This window comes from Pseudomonas sp. SWRI68, assembly GCF_014269165.1.
Lineage (GTDB): Bacteria > Pseudomonadota > Gammaproteobacteria > Pseudomonadales > Pseudomonadaceae > Aquipseudomonas > Aquipseudomonas capeferrum.
This window is the reverse complement of sequence record NZ_JABWRU010000002.1, coordinates 112,533-129,877: the sequence shown is the minus strand read 5'-3', so window position 1 is coordinate 129,877 and position 17,345 is coordinate 112,533. Positions and strand designations below refer to the sequence as shown.

Here is a 17,345-nt window from a genome sequence, read left to right as displayed (position 1 = left end):
GTCGCGTGTTTAATTGCGATACTTGTTTTGTAGGAAATTTCCTAAGTTTCAATGGTTGGCTCTATATAGTTGTCGGTGGCCTATAAAAACCATGCAGTAAATAATGTCTCTTGGTCGAGCGGGAAAATGTAAGCGAATATTTGTTTGTGTGCAGTTGGTTCTATGTACTAGGCTCGTGGTGATTTTATTTGGGTCGGCTGTGTGTGAGTGCGTTTATTGGTGCGTGCTTGTAGGAAAAGTGTGCACGGCCATGTAGGGCATTTATTCTGTTTGTAGAGAGTGAACTTGGAATGATAATTCGCTGTGCATATGTCGCCGGTCTTTCGTTGGTGTTTTTCCTGCAGCCGGTGCTGGCAAGCCCTATTCAGGACTGCCCCGCGATCGTGTCTAACATTGAGCGGTTGGCCTGTTTCGACCAGGCGGCCGGCACACCTGCGCACAAGGCGAAAAAACAGTGGTCAGCACCGGAGCTGGAAGCAACCAGCGTGTTACGGGTGATGGCAAATGAGGCCACACGTACGGCAGATGACCTGACGTTTCGCATTGGCAGCCAAAGCGAGGGCAGTGACCGCGCACCTGAATGGGTCATTTCGGCCCCCGCCATTGCCTCAGGCGATGACCCTTCCTATCTGGCCATCAGTTGCATACAGCACATCTCCCGGCTGCAGTTGATTGCCAGGCAGCCCATCGGCGCGAGCTGGGTGACTGTGCGGCTGAAGGGGGAAGGTGGGTCTACGAATGCGACGCCCTGGCAGGTGATGGAAAACGGGCAAGTGCTCGACGCGGGGCGAGGTTTGCCGGCGATCGAGCAGATCAAGCAGCTGATAGGGGCGCAGCGCATCGAAGTTGTGAGTGATCACAACGAAGTCGATGGGCTGATTTTTGATGCTCAAGGTCTGGACCCTTTGATCCGCCAGGTGCGAAGCACATGCCGGTGGTAGCACAGCAGGTGCCTGCGCAGCACATCACAGGGTTGCTCGCACCGATTGATCCGGCGGTCCCTGCTGGGCTGTTCGATGTGGAGGACGAAACCTACCAGGCCATTGACCAGGAGATGGTCAAGCTGGGCGGGCTGCAGGAAGCCTCGATCGACTGGGTTTACATTGAAGAGGCGTCCCGGCTTTACCTGAGCCAGCAATGCAAGCACCTGCGCATCGTCTCTCACCTCAGTGTTGCGTGGCTGCGCAGTGGCTGCTGGGAGCGCTGGGGCTACACGTTGGCGTTGTTGGCCGGCATGGTCGAACACTACTGGGAACCCGCCCATCCAAAGCCCGGCCCTAAAGGTTTCCTGGGCAAACGCAAGCTGGCGGCCTTGATGCTCAACCGCTTGATCGAAGCGTTGCCGCGCCTTGACCGCTTCACCTATACGCCGGCGCTTGCGACGGCGGCGCAGCAAGCGTTGACGTGCCTGCAACAGCAGCAGGGCATCGCCCAACTGGACGCGGGCCTGCTGGGCGAACTGCAGCGCTTGCTTAGTAAACACACGGCGGTTGCCGACGGCATCGGCGAGCCTGATGCGTCGCCCAAGGCGCCTGCGGCAAGCATTGATGTTGCGCCGCTGGCCGAAGTCATCGCCACGCCTATGCCACGTGTGTCGATGGGCAACGAACGAGAGACACGACGGGCCGTGTTGACCATGGCCGAGCTCATCAATCAACAGGACCCGTACGACCCGACCGGCTATCAGTTACGTCGTTTTGGCTTGTGGGCGCACCTCCAGGCAGCACCCCAAGCCAGGCAGGGCGGCAACCGTACGGAACTGATGGCGGTTCCGTTGGATATAGCAGGGGCCTACGAAGACGCTATCGCCGGCACGGTGATTGACCCGGGGTTACTGCAGCGGATCGAAAAGAGTGTGGCGGCATGCCCCTTCTGGATTCGCGGCAGTTTTCTGGCCGCGACTACCGCTTCGCGGCTGGCGATGGGCGAGGTCGCTGAGGCGATCCGCGCGACCACCGCGCGGTTCGTACAGCGTATGCCCGCCCTGCAGCAGCTGGGCTTCAGCGACGGCAGGGTGTTTGTCGATGACCAATGCCTGGCTTGGCTCAAGGGCGGTCAGGGGCAGGGCGAGCAGGGTGCCCCCACTCATGAGTTCAGCGGCTTGCGCGAGGAGTTGGTCAGCCAACTGGAAAGTGGCGGTGTAGAGCCGGTTCTGCTCCGCTTGCAAGCGCTGCAGGCGGATTTTCGTGCCCCTCGTGATCGCTGCCATACCACCGTGATTGCTGCTGACTTGCTGGCGGCGCGGGGCGTGTCCTGGCTGGCCCAGGACCTGTGCGCCGGTGTGGCCCGCACGATGCAGCAAACCACCGCCGACGCCTGGGAGCCCGAGGTGTTCCAGCGGCTCCAGCAGTACGCCACAGCCCCAGCGTTGGCCAACCAGAACAAGGACCAGGAGCCCTCATGAATCAACTATGGAAGCAACTCAAACGCTGGGGCTTGCCGGTGGCTACGCGCATTGGCCTGGCACTGCCGCTGCTGTTGGCTATTGGCGCTGCGCTGATGTTGGTTGCCATCTGGTGGCTTGGCCCGCACTGGACATGGCGTGAACAACAGCCACTGGCGAGCGTGGCCCATCGCAGTCTGGCGAGCCTGGTGCTCGTGCTGGTGCCCTTGGTGTGCTGGCTGGTCATACTGCGTGCGCGCTTTCGCCGCCTGCAAGCTGAGCGGGCTATGGCAATGGCTGCCGAGTCGGACCCTGCATTGCCCTTCGTCCACGCCCAAGAGAAGGCGTTAAACCAGGGCCTTGCACGGTATCTGGACAATGCAGGCGGTCGACGGGCTTTGTATCGGTTGCCGTGGTATCTGGTGCTGGGCGATGAGCATGCCGGGAAAAGCAGCTTCATCGATTGCACCGATCAGAGTTTTTCCCTGACGCGTATCGACAAGGCCCAGGCACGCGGCCGGCAGGCTGAAACGCTTGCTTACCCGGTGGGGTGGTGGATCAGCAATGACGCGGTGATCATCGACCCACCCGGCGCCTTCATCAGTCAGGGCGCGCTGGCAAGCTCGCCGAACAGTGAGCCCGCGGTATCAGAAGGCACCCAGGGCAAGTTGTGGAGCCATCTGCTGGGCTGGTTGCTGCGCAATAGAAGCCAGAGAGCGCTCAATGGCTTGTTGCTGGTTGTCGACCTGCCCGGGCTGTTGCATGGGTCACCTGAGCAACGCACGGCATTGGCCCATGTGTTGCGCACACGCTTGCACGAGGTAAGCAGTCAGCTGGGTTCGCGCTTGCCACTGTATGTGGTGCTCAGCAAATTCGATCTGCTCGATGGTTTTGATCCTTTCTACAGCAAGCTCTCAGCGGCCAGCCGCGCAAACATGCTGGGGTTCACGTTCAAGCTGGATGCGGTCGAAGCGTTCGACGCCTGGCTGGACGAATACGCTGAACACTACGATCGCTTGATTTGCCAGCTGTTCGAGCAGGTCGTGGACCGTATCGATTCAGTGGGCAGTGCACCCCTGCGCGCACGGCTGTTTTCCTTGCATGCGCAGTTGATCGGGCTGCGGCCGATATTGCTAGGGTTTCTACGCGAGGCCTTGGCGAGTGACCGTTTCACCACACCGGCCTTGGTCCGTGGTGTGTATTGGTCATCCGTCACGCAGCAAGGCGAAATGCGTAATGCATTCATCCGAGAAGCGGCTCAGCCCTATAAAACGAAGCTTCCCTTGCGTGAAGGTAAGGCGCCAGGCAAGGCGCTGGTCTACTTCGTCCAACGGGCTTTTGCGCGGGTGATCTTCCAGGAGGCCGGCCTTGCCGGGGACAATGTCAAGGTGGCTCGCAGCAAGCGCCAATTGCTGTGGGTGGGTTCTGGTGTAGGCCTGCTTGCGTTCTGCATCGCCATTGCCAGTTGGCAACGCTACTTCGATATCAATGGCACCAAGGCCGCCGGGGTGCTTGCCAAGAGCCAGGAGTACAGCCATCACGAAGTGGATCAGCGCCTGGACCCGACCGGCCGCAATTTGCTGGAGCCACTGGACCAGATCCGTGATGCGGTATCGGTGTTTGGCGATTACCGTGCTGCGTGGCCTGGTGTGGCGGATTTGGGCCTGTATCAGGGGCGCGCCATCGGGCCCCGGGTGGACGAAGCCTACCTGAGCTTGCTCTCCAAGCGCTTCTTGCCGGCCTTGGCCAGCGGAGTGATCGATGCCATGAACGCGGCGCCCCCCGGCAGTGAGCAGCAAATGGCGGCGCTCAGGGTTTACCGTATGCTCGAAGACCGCAAGAGCCGCCGGCCTGAATGGGTCGAGGAGTGGATGGCACGGCAGTGGCAACAGGCGTTTCCAGGCCAGGGGCAGCTGCAGCGCGACCTCATGCAGCACCTAGAATATGCCTTGGCGTATGCCGATGCAGATCTGCCGCAGTTCCGCCAGCGGGTCAGTGAAGTGCAGCAGGCATTGCGCAAGGTGCCGTTGCCACAGCGGGTGTATGCAGGCCTCAAGCAACAGGCCCAGGAGCAGCTACACATCGGCTTGGACCTGCGTCACCAAGTGGGCCCGGCGTTCGATGTGGTTTACCAGCCGTCTGCAGGGGCCGGACGGGAGGATAACCTTCTGCTGGCCCCCATGCTGACCGCCAAAGGCTACACGGCGTATTTTGAACCGCGCAGCCAGCGGTTCGCCGAAATGGCGATGATCGACCAGTGGGCACTCGGCGAACGCGCGCAACTTGACTATTCGGACGCCGACCGGGAGGCGCTGAGCGAACGCTTGCGCAATCTGTACAGCACCGACTACATCGACAGCTGGCGGCGTGCCCTGAATGCGTTTGCGGTGGCTGACTTTCGCGACCTGGATCATGCTGTCGTGATCCTGCAACAGATGACGGGGCCAGCAGCGCCGCTGCAGCGGCTGCTGGATACCGTGCGCGAAAACACGTCGCTGTCCTCGGCAGCAGGCATTGAAGCGCCGAGTGAGGCTGCTGCGCTGCAGCCTGCAAGTCGCCCACCCGCGCAACAACAGACGTTAGCGATTCAGCGGGCATTCGCGGGCCTCAGTGCCATGTTGCAGGCAACAGGCGATAAACCGAGTTACTACGATGAAACGCTCGCCGCCATTGCCGCCGTCCACGACTATGCCAAGGCGGTGCAGGACAGCCCCGATCGAGGTAAGGCAGCCCTGCAAGCGGTGCATCAGCGCTTCTCGATGACGGGGCACGACCCGATCGGTACCTTGCAGCGTGTTGCGACGGGGTTGCCGGAACCCCTCAACTTCCAGGTAAGAAAAGTCGCGGATCAAACCGCGCGGGTGTTGAACGTGGAAGCGTTGCGTGAACTGGAGCGACGCTGGGACGTTGAAGTGTACAGCTTCTTCCAGCAACGCCTGGCGGGGCGCTACCCCTTCGTGGTGAAAGCGCCCGATGCCTCTCTGGAAGACTTCGAGGCGTTCTTTGGGCCGAAGGGTCGCCTGCAACAGTTCAATGATCAGTACCTGAAGGTGTTCCTGAAGGACAACCTCGAAGCCCTGCAGTCAGGTCAGGGGCAGTCCTTGATCCGCAGCGACGTGATCGAACAGTTGGCGCTGGCAGACCGCATCCGCGAGACCTTCTTCGACCAGCGTGGCAACCTGAGTGTGCAATTCAGCATCGAGCCGTTGGGGCTCAGCGCCAATCAGCGCACCAGTCTGCTGGACCTGGATGGCCAGTTGATTGCTTACACCCATGGTCCAAGCCAGATCAGCGGGGTTGTCTGGCCCAATACCCTGGGGCGCAAAGTGCGCAGCAACCTTACGTTGCTCCGGCAGAACGGCAATAGCAGCAGCCTGGAGTACCGCGGGCCTTGGTCGATGTTCCGCTTGCTTAGCCGCGGCTCGCTCAATGGGCGCACCGCAACCAGCGTGGACCTGAGCTTCAGGACCGGAGACGGCGTGATGCGCTATCGGCTGAATGCTGAAAAAGCCTTCAACCCGATTACCCAACAGCCTTTCAAAGGCTTCCGCTTGCCGCGTGGCTTGTTGCAGCTGCCACCCAAGGTTGCACTGGCCGGGCAAGCGGACGGTACGTAAGAGGACGTTACCTGGACCGCGTCAACAGCCCATCCAGCACCACCTCGCAGGCCGCGCCCCAGCTGGCACTCACTGGCTGATGCATCAGTACCGCCAGCCCATCGGCGGTAAAGGTGCCTGGCGTGGCAATCGCCTGCCCCAACGCCTTCAGCGTGTGCTCGGGCTGGCGCTGGGCACTGGTCACACAGTCGTGCAGGTTGCCCAGCACCAGAGCACGCGCTTCGGCAGCCGGCAGACCCTTGTCGGTCAGCCACTGCTGCAAATCGTGCAACAGGAAGTAGAACCAGCCGTTCATGCACGCGGCAATCGTGGCCAGCTCGAACGCGGCTTCATCCTGCAGCACCACCAGGTTGCCCAGCGCGCCCAGGCCCTGCTCGGTAGGTACGTCCGGCGGGCAGACCACCACGGTGGCCTGGTTGTGTTGCGCCGCGTAAGACAGCATCACGCGCACGCAGTGGGCCGCAGGGAAGGCCGCTTGCAACTGTGCCAGGCCCACACCCGCCGCCAACGACAGCAAGCGTTGCCCGGGGCGCAGGCGCACCTCGCTGGCGAGTTGTGCCAGCGCTGCCGGGCGCACGCCCAGCATCACCAGCTCGGCCTGATCGACCACCGCCTGGTTGCTCGGCAGTACCTGGCAACCTTGGGTGTGGGCCAGCGCTTCGGCGCGCTGGGCGTTGCGTGGCGACAGCAGGATCGCGCCGTCGAAACCACTGCGGCGCAGGCCCATTACTACTTTTTCGGTCAGCTCGCCGACCCCGAGAATACCCAGACTATGCATGATGCCTCCTTGTCAGCTTTCCAGGCCGGCACGGCGCTGGCCCCAGTGCAGGTTCAGGTTCACGCCCATGCTCAGCAGCGGTTCCGGTGGGTTGCGGTTAGGCCCCGCCGAGCCCAGCAGGAAGTCGATCAGTTCGTCGCGCTCACCGCTCAGCCAGTCGGCCAGCAAGGTACCGGTAGCGGTGCCCCGGGTAATCCCCAGGCCGTTGCAGCACAGCGCAGCATGGATATTGGGTGCCAGTGTGCCGAAGTGCGACAGGTGGTTGCGCGACAGGCACATCGCGCCGCCCCAGGTGAACTCGAACGGCGTACCCGAGAGCATCGGGAAGCGCCGTTCGAACGACACCCGGTGCTGTCGAGCGGCCCGCTGCAAGTGGCGCTGATTGGCACGGCCGTCGGCGTTGAAGCTGAAGCTGTTGCGTACCAGCAGGCGCTGGTCCGGGGTGCGCCGCAGGGTGCTGCCGAACGGGTCGGCGGGGATGATGCCCCAGCTTGCCTTGCCGCCCAGGCGTGCCTGCTCGTCGTCGCTCAGGGGGCGGGTCATGCTGGCGTAGGTGAAGATCGGCAGCAGCCGGCCCGGCAAAAAGCCGAAGTACGAGGCGAAGGCGTTGTTGGTCAGCAGCAATTGGTCGGCAACGATCTCGCCGTGGGCGTGCTTGAGGGTGATGCGCGAGCCCTGTTCAAGGCGGGTGATGGTGGTGTGTTCGTACAGCGTCACGTTGCCGGGCAGGCTTTGCGCCAGGCCTTTGGCCAGGGCGGCCGGCTGCAGCAACTGGGTGCCGGGCGTGTACAGCGCCTTGCGGTAGAACGACGTGCCGAGGTGTGCCGGCAGGTCATGGGCATCGATCATCTGGTAGGGCTGGCCAAGTTTTTCCAGGCCGCTGCGGTAGGCTTCCAGCACGGCCAAGCCCTTGTCTTCGACGGCGGCCTGGTACTTGCCGTCCGGGCGTAACTGGCAGTCGATGCCGTGTTGGCCGATCAGCTTGTGCAGTATCGACTGCGCGCGCAGGTTCAACTTGAGGTTCATTCGCGCAGTGGCCAGCTCACCGATGTAGTCAGGCGCACCGATGTCGTGGGGCAGGTCGATGGCAAAGCCCGAATTGCGCCCCGAGGCGCCGAAGCCGACTTCCTGGGCCTCCACCAGGACGATCTCGTCGTCGGGGTGATGCAGCGCCAGTTGCCGTGCTGCCGCAAGGCCGGTGAAGCCGGCACCGAGCACCACCCAGCGCGCTTCGCTCCGCCCCCGATGCGCGGCGCAAGGCTGGCGCCCGGGGCTGAGGTGGAACCAGCCGCAACCGTTGTCGTCCGCAGGGGTAGAGGTGTTTCTGTACATGGGGTTTATCCGTGTTGTTTTCCTCACTGTCGCACGACGCACGCGGCGGGCATATAACGGGAGTGACGGGTCGTGGGAGGTTTTGAATTGACCTTTGCGAGTTGCTCGTGATTTGCTCGGTTGGCCGGTGATTGGCCCATGCAACGGCCCCCAGCAGCCAACGATCATTCAAAGTAAACTGAAGGTCTGCCATGTCCGAATACAAACTCCACTGCTTCGCAGAATCCGGTAATGCCTACAAAGTCGCCCTCATGCTCGAACTCACCGGCCAGGCCTGGCAGCCGGTGTTCGTCGACTTCTTCAACGGCCAGACCCGCGAGCAATCCTGGCGCGATGACGTGAACGAGCAAGGCGAGGTGCCGGTGTTGGAGCACGCTGGCAAGTCGCTCACCCAATCTGCGCTGATCCTCGAATACCTGGCCGAACAGACCGGCCAGTTTGGCCCGCGCGATGAGGACGAGAAACGCGAAATCTGGCGCTGGATGCTGTTCGACAACCACAAGTTCACCAGCTACTACGCGGCGCTGCGGTTCATCTACTGCCTGAAAAAGATGGGCGAAACGGAGGTGACCAAGTTCTTGCGTGATCGCGCCACGGCGGCCTATCGCATCGTCGATGCGCACTTGGCCAAAACCCCCTTCATGGTCGGCGGGCGGTTGACCATCGCCGACCTGTCGCTGGCAGGGTATGTGTTCATGCCTGAAGACACCGGTATCGCGCTGGCCGAATTCACCCATATCGAGGCCTGGAAAGCGCGTATCAAGGGCACACCCGGTTGGAAGCACCCGTATGACCTGATGCCGCGCACAGCGACCGTTTAGGCGCCATTCGGATGACTGGTCGGCGACAAGCCGGGCGGCATGACTACGCTCAGGACGTAAGAAACATTTTGCACTAACTGGCCAGCTGGCCCTGAAGGACCTCGCTCACTCGCTGCAGATGGAAGGCCGCACTGGTTGCAGGTCGCCCCACGGGGGCCGGAACTCACGGGGTGCCCTGTGCAACCCCGTGCTACTCCAAGCGGAGGCACATCATGCTCAAGAAATGCTTGTTGGCTTTGGCGATCGGCGCGGTTTTGTCAGCGTCGGCAGTGTTGGTGCCTGACTCCATGGGCGGTGCGTCCAGTGCGTATGCGAAGGATGGCGGCGGTGGAGGTGGCGGTCATGGTGGCGGTGGTGGCGGCCATGGCGGCGGAGGTGGAGGTGGAGGCCACGGCGGTGGCGGCGGCAGTGGCGGCGGTGGCCATGGCGGCAGTGGCAGCGGACACAGTGGCGACGGCGGCGGACATGCCAGCTCAGGCCGGGGTGACAGCGGACGTAACGGGGCCGATGATGGTGCCAACCATGAGGCCAACCACAATGTGGGTGAGGCCCACGGTGTAGGGCATGGCGCGGACGACGGTCCCGACCATGATGTCGGAGACGATCATGGAGGTGACCGTACTTAGCTTGTGAGTTGCCAGTATCCGCCCCACTTCCAAACCCAAGACAAGCACCTAGCCGCCTCCAAACCTTCAAACACCAAAGAACCGTGCAGCAAAATTTTGTGAGCCACTTCACAAAATCCAGGTTGGCGGCATAATGCCACTACCTCTGTACAAGACCCCGCCGCGCAACTGCCGGGGTTCCTTTTCGTACCCGTCGAAGGTTCAGGTTAATTTCATGTCGCTAGTCGCAAGCCCCGACATCATGTACCGGTTTCTGATCCAGAGCGTGGTGGACTATGCCATCTACCTGCTCACCCCCGAAGGCATCGTCGCCAACTGGAACCCCGGCGCCCAGCGGGCCAAGGGGTACCATGCCGACGAGATCGTCGGCCAGCACTATTCGGTGTTCTACAACGATGCCGAACGGGCTGCCGGGCTGCCCGAATACAACCTTGAGCAGGCGCGATGCACGGGGCGTTTCGAAGAGGTCGGCTCGCGCCTGCGCAAAGATGGCTCGGCGTTCCATGCGCATGTAGTGATTGACGCGGTGCACGACGATGACGGCCGCCTGGTGGGGTTCGCCAAGGTCACCCGTGACATCTCCGAACGCCACCACCAGGAGCTGGAGCTGCTCAAGGCCAAGGAACTGGCCGAGCAGTACAGCCAGGAAATGGCCAAGCTGTCGCAGTTTCTCGACTCGGTGATTGCCAACATCCCCGCCAGTGTCATCGTGCAGGACCTGGAGAGCCAACGCATCCTGTTGGCCAACCAGCAGGCCGAGCGCCTGTTCGGTGGGCCAGGCACGCGCATGATCGGGCAACGGCCCGCCGACAGCCTGGCGCCGGCCGCTGCCGAGTACCTGGAGCAGCAGCTCGCCCGGGGCGCGCGCAGCAGCAAAGGCTACGCCGCCGAGACCCGGGTCGACACCCTGCGTGGCCCACGCACCCTGCGCAGCCGTACGCTGCTCAGCCAGAACCGCGAGGGCCAGGCCGACTACGTGCTGTTCGTGGCCGAAGATGCCACCGAAGAGTTGGCCGCCCATGCGCAGATCCACCATATGGCGCACCACGACGCCCTCACCGGGTTGCCCAACCGCACGCTGTTCCATGAGCGCCTGCGCCAAGCCTTGGTGCGCGGTGACGAGAACGCCAAGCTGACCGCAGCCCTGTGCCTGGACCTGGACAACTTCAAGAACATCAACGATTCACTCGGCCATGCGTTCGGCGACAAGCTGCTGCGTGCCTTGGGCAAGCGCCTGCGGCGCGAACTGCGCGAGCACGACACCCTGGCCCGCCTGGGCGGTGACGAGTTTGCCGTGGTGCTCACCGGCCTGGATGGCCGCGATGCCGCGTGCAACACCGCCCAGCGCCTCATCAACGCGATCTGCCCGCCGTTTCAGATCGAGGGGCACCAGTTCACCGTGGGTGTGAGTATCGGTGTGGCCATCGCCCCGGACGACAACGACCAGGCAGAGCAACTGCTCGGCTATGCCGACATGGCCTTGTACGAGGCCAAGCGCAATGGCCGCAACCGCTACGAGTGCTTCAACGTCGAGCTGGACGTCGCCGCCCGCCAGCGCCGCCTGGTCGAAACCGACCTGCGCACGGCGTTGCACCTGGGCCAACTGGAGCTGCATTACCAGCCAGTGGTCGACCAGCAGACCAGCAGCGTGACGGGCTACGAGGCGCTGCTGCGCTGGGAGCACCCGACCCGCGGCATGGTCATGCCCATGGACTTCATCCCCATCGCCGAAGAGACCGGGCTGATCCATGAACTGGGCATCCGCGCGTTGAACCTGGCCTGCCAGGAGGCGGCCAGCTGGGACAGTGAGCAGACGGTGTCGGTCAACCTGTCACCGGTGCAGTTCAAGAATGCCAACCTGGTCCACACCGTGGCCTTGGCCCTGGCCGATTCGGGGTTGCCGGCGCGGCGCCTGGAGCTGGAGATCACCGAGTCGGTGTTGCTGGGCAACAGTGAAGAAAATGTGCGAACCCTGCGGGCACTGAAAGACCTGGGCGTGTCCATTTCGCTGGATGATTTCGGCACTGGTTATTCGTCGCTGGGGTACCTGCGCTCGTTCCCGTTCGACCGGATCAAGATCGACAAGTCGTTCGTGCACGACATGTGCGACAGCCGTGAGGCGATGTCGATCATTCGGGCCATTACCGATTTGTCCAACAGCTTGATGATCAAGACCACGGCCGAGGGCGTGGAGTCGGAAGAGCAGATGCGGCGGCTGGCAGCGGAGGGCTGCTCGCATTTTCAGGGGTATCTGTACGGGCGCCCGGCGCCGGCGAGCGAGCGCTTGAAAGAGGTGGTAGTGATTGCGGACTAGCTGAAGCCGGGGGCGCTTTTGCGCCCCGGCTTCATTGGGTTCAGAAGCTGTACTTGAAGCTGGTCATCACATTGCGCGGCGTACCATAAACCCCGTACAAGCCCGATTGGCTGTAGTACTCGCGATCGAACACGTTGTTCAGGTTCACCGATGCACTCAAGTGCTGGTTGATGTCGTAGCGCGCCATCAGGTTGGTGACCGCGTAGCTGCCCTGGCTGAAGGTATGCAGGTCGGCACCGACCTTGCTCTGCCAGTTCACCCCACCACCGATGGTGATCTTGTCCAGCGGCCCATGCAGCCGGTAGCTGGTGAAGGTCTTGAAGCTGTTGCGCGGCAGGTTGGTGTTGATGCGCTGGTCGTCGGCATCGGTGGTGACCGAGTAGGCGTAACCGGCCGACGCTTGCCAGCCCTCGGCCAGTTCCCCGTTAAGCTCAAGCTCGATGCCCTTGGAGGTGGTGTCCTGTTCGGCGCTGTAGACGTTGTCGTGTTGCCAGATGGCCAGGTTGTCCTGCTCCAGCTTGAACACCGCGAGGCTGGAGTTGAGCTTGCCATCCAGGTGAGTGCCCTTGATGCCGAGCTCGTAGCCTACGCCTTCCATGGGGTCGAGCGGTTTGTTGCTCTCGTCGGTGACCCACGACCCTTGCGGGTTGAAGATCTTGGTGTAGCTGGCGTACAGCGACCAGGTGTCGTCCAGGTCGTAGACCACGCCGGCATAGGGGATGAAGACGCCGTTTTCCTCGCGATTCACTTCGGTTTCGTCGCCGCCATAAGGCCGGTCCGAGGTGTCGCGTTTCCAGTTGATCAGGCGGCTGCCGAGGATCAGGCTGAGGTCGTCGGTGACGCTGAAACGCGAGGTCAGGTACGCCGCATACTGGTCTTCGTCGATCGACGACTTGCCACTTTCGACGAAGGCCGGCTTGGCCGACTTGCCGTCCCAGTTGAACAGGTTGTCGATGGCCCCAGCGGGCGAGCCTGCGTAGTCATAGCGCCAGCCGCCCCAGCTCGGGGTCTTTTCCCGGTACTGGGACAGGGTCATGCCGGTGATCAGTTCATGCTCGCGGCCGAACAGGCTGAACGGCCCGGTAGCGTACAGGTCGAGGTTGTCCTGGCGCGGCGTGCCCGAGAAGCGCACCGGCAACTGCGACAGGCCGCTGCCATCCGGGTTCAGCTCACCCATGGCAAAGTTGAACAGCTCGTCGAACTTGTTCTCGGCATGGGTGAGCTCGATCTTGCCGCTCCAGCCGTTGCCCAGTTGCTGTTCGATGGAGGTGAAGAAGCTGGTTTGCTCGTGGTCGTTGTAGGACCAGTCCGGCGCTGCGTTGAGCGAACGTTTGAGGTTGGTGCGCTCACCGGTCGAGAAGCGTGTGGGCAGGCCGGAGCGCAGGGGCGAGTCGATGTCGCTGCGCAGGTAGCTGAAGCCCACCGTCAGCAAGGTGTCTTCGCTGAGGTCGAATTCGGTAATGCCATACATCAGCTGCGACTGCTGGTTGTAGCGGTCGATCCAGGCTTTTTCGGTTTTGTAGTCGGCGACGAAGCGCCCGCGAATGTTGCCGGTTTCGGTCAGCGGCCCGGACACGTCGAAACCTGTGCCGTAGCGGTCCCAGTTACCGGCCTCGCCGGTGATGCTGGCCTGGGCCTCGGCAGTCGGGCGTTTACGGATGAGGTTGATCGTCGCCGAAGGGTTGCCCATGCCGCTGATCAGGCCGGTGGCGCCACGCACGATTTCGACACGGTCGAACATCGCCATGCTTTGCGAGTAGTTGTCCAGGCGGGTGCTGGTCGGAACACCGTCGACCTCGTAGTTCTGAATGGCAAAGCCGCGCGACCAGTACGAGTCGCTTTCCGAGCCAAGGCCATCGCGCACCACGGTGATGCCTGGGGTGGCTTCCAGTGTGTCGGTGAGGTTGGTCAGGCGTTGGTCGTCCAGGCGCTGGCGGGTCATCACCGTCAGCGATTGCGGCGTCTCGCGTGGGGTGAGGTTGAGGCGCGTCGAGCTGCTCGACGAGTAGGTGGTGTAGAGCCCGGTGCCTTCTGTGGTCGAGCCTGGCGCCTTGCCAGAAATGGACACCGCGCTCAGCTCCAGGGCGCCTGTGCTGGCACTGGCTTGCAGCGAATAGCTGCCGTTGACGCCGCGGCTGGCCTCAAGCCCTGTGCCGGCGAGCAGTATCGCCAGGCCCTGGTCGATGTCGAAGCGGCCAGCAAGCCCGGAAGTGCTGCGGCCCTCGGTCAATGCGGTGGGGTAGGACAGCAGAATGTGCGCACTCTGGCCGAAGCGGGCCAATGCCGGCGCCAGGGGGCCTGCGGGGATGTCGAAGTCTGCCTGCGCCTGTGCGGCGGCCGTGGCCCAGGCGGGCATCAGCAGCAGCGGGGCGCTTGCGCCCATGCAAGCGATGCCCTGGACCACGGCGCCGGCGAGTTTCTGCGAGACTGAGCGTTGCCAGCCCTGGCGTTTGCGTGCGGTGCGATTCACAAGTGTTCCCCCATTGATTTGAAGTGCTGAGGGTTAAGTCTCGTGAGGCGCGAAATCGGACCACCCCTGCGCAACTTTTTTGCGTCAGGCCATGCGCGGCTTCAATGTCACCCAGTAGCGGGTGAAATGCTGCACCTCCAACTGCAAGGTTTCCGCCACGGCAGCAATGATCTTGTCGGTGTTTTCCAGCGGGAACGTGCCGGATACACGCAGGCCGGCCAAGGCCGGGTCGCAGGCCAGGTGTCCGCGGCGATAGCGGGCCAGGTCTTCGATAAACGCAGCCAGGGGCTGGCCTTGAGCAACCAGCATGCCCTGGCTCCAGGCGGGGGCGACAGCGGCCACGGCCTGCCGTGCCAGCAAGCCCTGCTGGTTGAAACTGGCCTGTTCTCCGGCGCCCAGCAGGATGGGCGGGTGGGCATGCAGGGCTGGTTGCAGCGCCACGCTGCCCTGATACACGGTGGCCTGGGTATGTTGGCCGTGCAGCCGCACATTGAACTGCGCCAGCGTCGACTCAAGGCGGCCGTGCTCGGTGTCTACCCACAGCGGGCGGCTATCGGCGAGGGCGGGGCGGGTGATCAGCATCTCGCCGCGCAGCAGCCTCAGGCGGCGTGCCTGCTGGTCGAATGCCACATTGAGGGCGCTGTCGGTGTTCAGCTGTACCTGGGTGCCATCGGCCAGGGTCAGGCGCCGCTGCTCGCCGATGCGGCTGTGGTAATCAGCGCGCCAGTCTTGTACCAGCGCGGCGTCCTTCAAGTACCAGGCCCCTGCGCCTGCGGCCATCAGCAGCGACAATTGCTTGAGCGCAGTGCGCCGCGACTGCTGCGGCCGCAGCGCCGCATGGGCCAAGGGGCGCTGGCCCGGGCTGCGCATTTCGCGCAGGCGTTGGGCAAACACTTGGGTCCGTTGCCAGGCATGTTCATGTAGCGGGTGCGCCTGGCGCCAGCTCATGCAGGCGGCCAGGGTGGCGGCACTGACGGCCGGCTCTTGCAGTTCGAGGTGCCAGTGCATGGCCTGCTCGGCCACCTCGCCCGGGATCGACGTTGCGCCCTGGCCGTTCATGGCAGGTCCAGGCTGTGGTCGAGCATGATGCACAGTGCACCTGCCTTGATGATGTAGCGCTTGACCGTGGTGACCGACACGGCCAGCCGTTGCGCGATTTCGGCGTGCCCCAGGCCATCCACCTGCGACAACAGGAACGCCTCACGCACCGGGCGCTCCAGGCCATCGAGGGCCGCGTCGAGGGCGATCAGGGTTTCCAGCAGGATCGCCTGGGTCTCCAGGCTTGGCACCACCGGCTCAGGCAGCGTCGCCAGCGCCTCAAGGTAGGCGCGTTCGAGCTTTTGCCGCCGGTAGTGGTTGCACAACACGCTCTGCGCCACCTTGGCCAGAAAGGTACGCGGCGCATGCAGTTGCGGCACCTGCTCCTTGTTCAACAGCCGGATGAAGGTGTCTTGGGCCAGGTCCGCTGCGCTTTGTGAGCAATTCAGGCGCTGCCTGAGCCAGCGCGTCAACCAGCTGTGCTGCTGGCGGTAGAGCAGCGCGACATCGCACAAAAGGGGATCAGGGGAAGGGAGCATGGTGTGCGGCCGCCAGGTGAGTCATTACTGCAAACGATAATGCTTATCATATATACATGCCTGGCGGCCCTGCAACACGCGCGCGCGACAAATGCCGCGACGGCAACTGGTCCGATATAAAACTGCGCCGAGCCTGGAAGGCGCACACTCGTCTTAGCTCAGGACTTCTGAGCATTGAGAGGTGCGTATGACCACTGGCAAGCGCTTCACAGATGTCGATGCCACGGGTGTCGAACCTGGGCAAGACGAAGACTGGCCAACCGGGAAAGATGAAGACGATAGCGAGGACGTCAAGCGTTCTCGACCCGAAGATCGCGATGACTACCTCGACGAGTCGCCCAGGGAAAGCGAAAAAGGTTCAGGTCGTCCCGACCCCTCCAGAGCCTCGGCGGCTGAGCGCTACAGCTATCAGCCACAGCAGAAGATAAGGCCATAGGCTAATGCTGCTCACTTAGGGCTGCTTCGCAGCCCATCGCGGCACAAGGCCGCTCCTACAACGACCGCGCAAGCCAACATGTACAGGCCTCACGCGGACACTGTAGGAGTGGCCTTGTGCCGCGAAAGGGCCGCAGAGCGGCGTTGGCGATCTTGAGTGGACAGCATTGGGCCATAGGCCTGTTATCCGTGACCCTTAGCTAAACGGTGGGGCGTGCTTGTGGCAGATAGGGGAGCAGGCGCTCGGTCTCCTTCCTGACCACGGCGTAGCATTCGCAACTGAGCTGTTCCAGGTGCGCCCTGTCGAGCACCCTGATGTGCCCTCGATTGTATTCGATCACCCCCAGCCGCTGGAGTTTGCCAGCGGCATCGGTCACCCCCTCGCGACGTACGCCCAGCATGTTGGCGATCAGCTCCTGGGTCATGCACAGCCGGTCACCCGGCAGCCGATCCAGCGATAGCAGCAGCCAGCGGCACAGTTGCTGGTCGATGGAGTGATGCCGGTTGCACACCGCCGTCTGCGCCATCTGGGTAATCAGCGCCTGGGTGTAGCGCAGCATCAGCATCATCAGCTCGCCATGACGGTTGAACTCGTCCTTCAGGCGCTGCCCGGGCAGGCGGTAGGCATGCCCAGCACTTTGCACGATCGCCCGGCTGGGGGTGCTCTCGCCGCCCATGAACACGGCGATGCCGACCAGCCCTTCATTGCCCACCACCGAGATTTCCGCTGAGGCGCCGTTCTCCATCACATACAGCAGCGAGACGATTGCATCGGTTGGGAAGTAGACATGGCGCAGGGTGTCGCCGGACTCATAGAGCGCCTTGCCGAGCGGCAGGTTGCTGCGTTCCAGGTGCGGTTGCAGGCGGTCGAACGTTTCTGCCGAAAGCGCGGCCAGCAAGTGATTGTGCAAGGGGCTGGACGTAGGGGGCATTGCTTGGCACCGTCGAGGGCTGCAGCTGAAGCAACAAGGTTAGCCCAGCGCGCAGGTGCT

At 62.8% G+C, this 17,345-nt stretch carries 12 protein-coding genes and 1 pseudogene; 7 read left to right on the top strand and 6 right to left on the bottom strand.

The annotated features are described in order from the left end of the window. Positions 1-290: 290 nt before the first annotated feature. The 3 genes from vasI to tssM are packed head-to-tail and all read left to right on the top strand — an operon-like array spanning position 291 to position 6,000. Positions 291-941, top strand: a complete 651-nt coding sequence (gene vasI, locus HU770_RS04165; RefSeq protein ID WP_186663114.1) for a type VI secretion system-associated protein VasI — start codon at positions 291-293, stop codon at positions 939-941. Beyond that, entirely contained in the window at positions 929-2,404 is a 1,476-nt protein-coding gene (tssA, locus tag HU770_RS04160; protein WP_186663113.1) for a type VI secretion system protein TssA, read from the top strand. The genes vasI and tssA overlap by 13 nt, the downstream gene beginning before the upstream one ends. Continuing rightward, a complete protein-coding gene (gene tssM, locus HU770_RS04155; protein ID WP_186663112.1) occupies positions 2,401-6,000 on the top strand; it encodes a type VI secretion system membrane subunit TssM in 3,600 nt (1,199 codons plus the stop codon). Before tssA ends, tssM begins: the two co-directional genes overlap by 4 nt. 7 nt (positions 6,001-6,007) lie before the next feature. Here tssM and HU770_RS04150 read toward each other — a convergent pair whose 3' ends face one another. Next, positions 6,008-6,778, bottom strand: coding sequence for an NAD(P)-binding domain-containing protein (locus tag HU770_RS04150; RefSeq protein WP_186663111.1), 771 nt, complete (start codon positions 6,776-6,778; stop codon positions 6,008-6,010). Between the two features lie 12 nt (positions 6,779-6,790). After that, a complete protein-coding gene (locus HU770_RS04145) occupies positions 6,791-8,110 on the bottom strand; it encodes an FAD-binding oxidoreductase (RefSeq protein WP_186663110.1) in 1,320 nt (439 codons plus the stop codon). A gap of 191 nt (positions 8,111-8,301) precedes the next feature. Between HU770_RS04145 and HU770_RS04140 the strand changes: the two genes are divergently transcribed. The 3 genes and pseudogenes from HU770_RS04140 to HU770_RS04130 all read left to right on the top strand — a co-directional run bounded on the left by HU770_RS04140 (position 8,302) and on the right by HU770_RS04130 (position 11,871). Continuing rightward, on the top strand, positions 8,302-8,931 hold the full coding sequence (locus HU770_RS04140; RefSeq protein ID WP_033697216.1) for a glutathione S-transferase: 630 nt from the start codon (positions 8,302-8,304) through the stop codon (positions 8,929-8,931). A gap of 209 nt (positions 8,932-9,140) precedes the next feature. Continuing rightward, positions 9,141-9,659, top strand: a pseudogene (locus HU770_RS27340) (hypothetical protein). Positions 9,660-9,771: 112 nt separating this feature from the next. Further along, a complete protein-coding gene (locus HU770_RS04130; protein ID WP_033698706.1) occupies positions 9,772-11,871 on the top strand; it encodes an EAL domain-containing protein in 2,100 nt (699 codons plus the stop codon). 40 nt (positions 11,872-11,911) lie between these two features. Here HU770_RS04130 and HU770_RS04125 read toward each other — a convergent pair whose 3' ends face one another. The 3 genes from HU770_RS04125 to HU770_RS04115 all read right to left on the bottom strand — a co-directional run bounded on the left by HU770_RS04125 (position 11,912) and on the right by HU770_RS04115 (position 15,918). Further along, positions 11,912-14,227, bottom strand: coding sequence for a TonB-dependent receptor (locus HU770_RS04125; protein ID WP_238347508.1), 2,316 nt, complete (start codon positions 14,225-14,227; stop codon positions 11,912-11,914). A 198-nt stretch (positions 14,228-14,425) separates the two neighbouring features. Continuing rightward, entirely contained in the window at positions 14,426-15,400 is a 975-nt protein-coding gene (locus HU770_RS04120; RefSeq protein WP_186663108.1) for a FecR family protein, read from the bottom strand. Next, a complete protein-coding gene (locus tag HU770_RS04115; protein ID WP_186660805.1) occupies positions 15,397-15,918 on the bottom strand; it encodes a sigma-70 family RNA polymerase sigma factor in 522 nt (173 codons plus the stop codon). Before HU770_RS04115 ends, HU770_RS04120 begins: the two co-directional genes overlap by 4 nt. 187 nt (positions 15,919-16,105) lie before the next feature. Between HU770_RS04115 and HU770_RS04110 the strand changes: the two genes are divergently transcribed. Beyond that, positions 16,106-16,354, top strand: a complete 249-nt coding sequence (locus HU770_RS04110; protein ID WP_033698701.1) for a hypothetical protein — start codon at positions 16,106-16,108, stop codon at positions 16,352-16,354. A gap of 199 nt (positions 16,355-16,553) precedes the next feature. On the opposite strand, the gene HU770_RS04105 is transcribed toward HU770_RS04110, so the two are convergent. Then, positions 16,554-17,285 (bottom strand): Crp/Fnr family transcriptional regulator, encoded by a 732-nt coding sequence (locus tag HU770_RS04105; RefSeq protein ID WP_186663107.1) that lies wholly within the window; start codon positions 17,283-17,285, stop codon positions 16,554-16,556. Positions 17,286-17,345 lie beyond the last annotated feature (60 nt).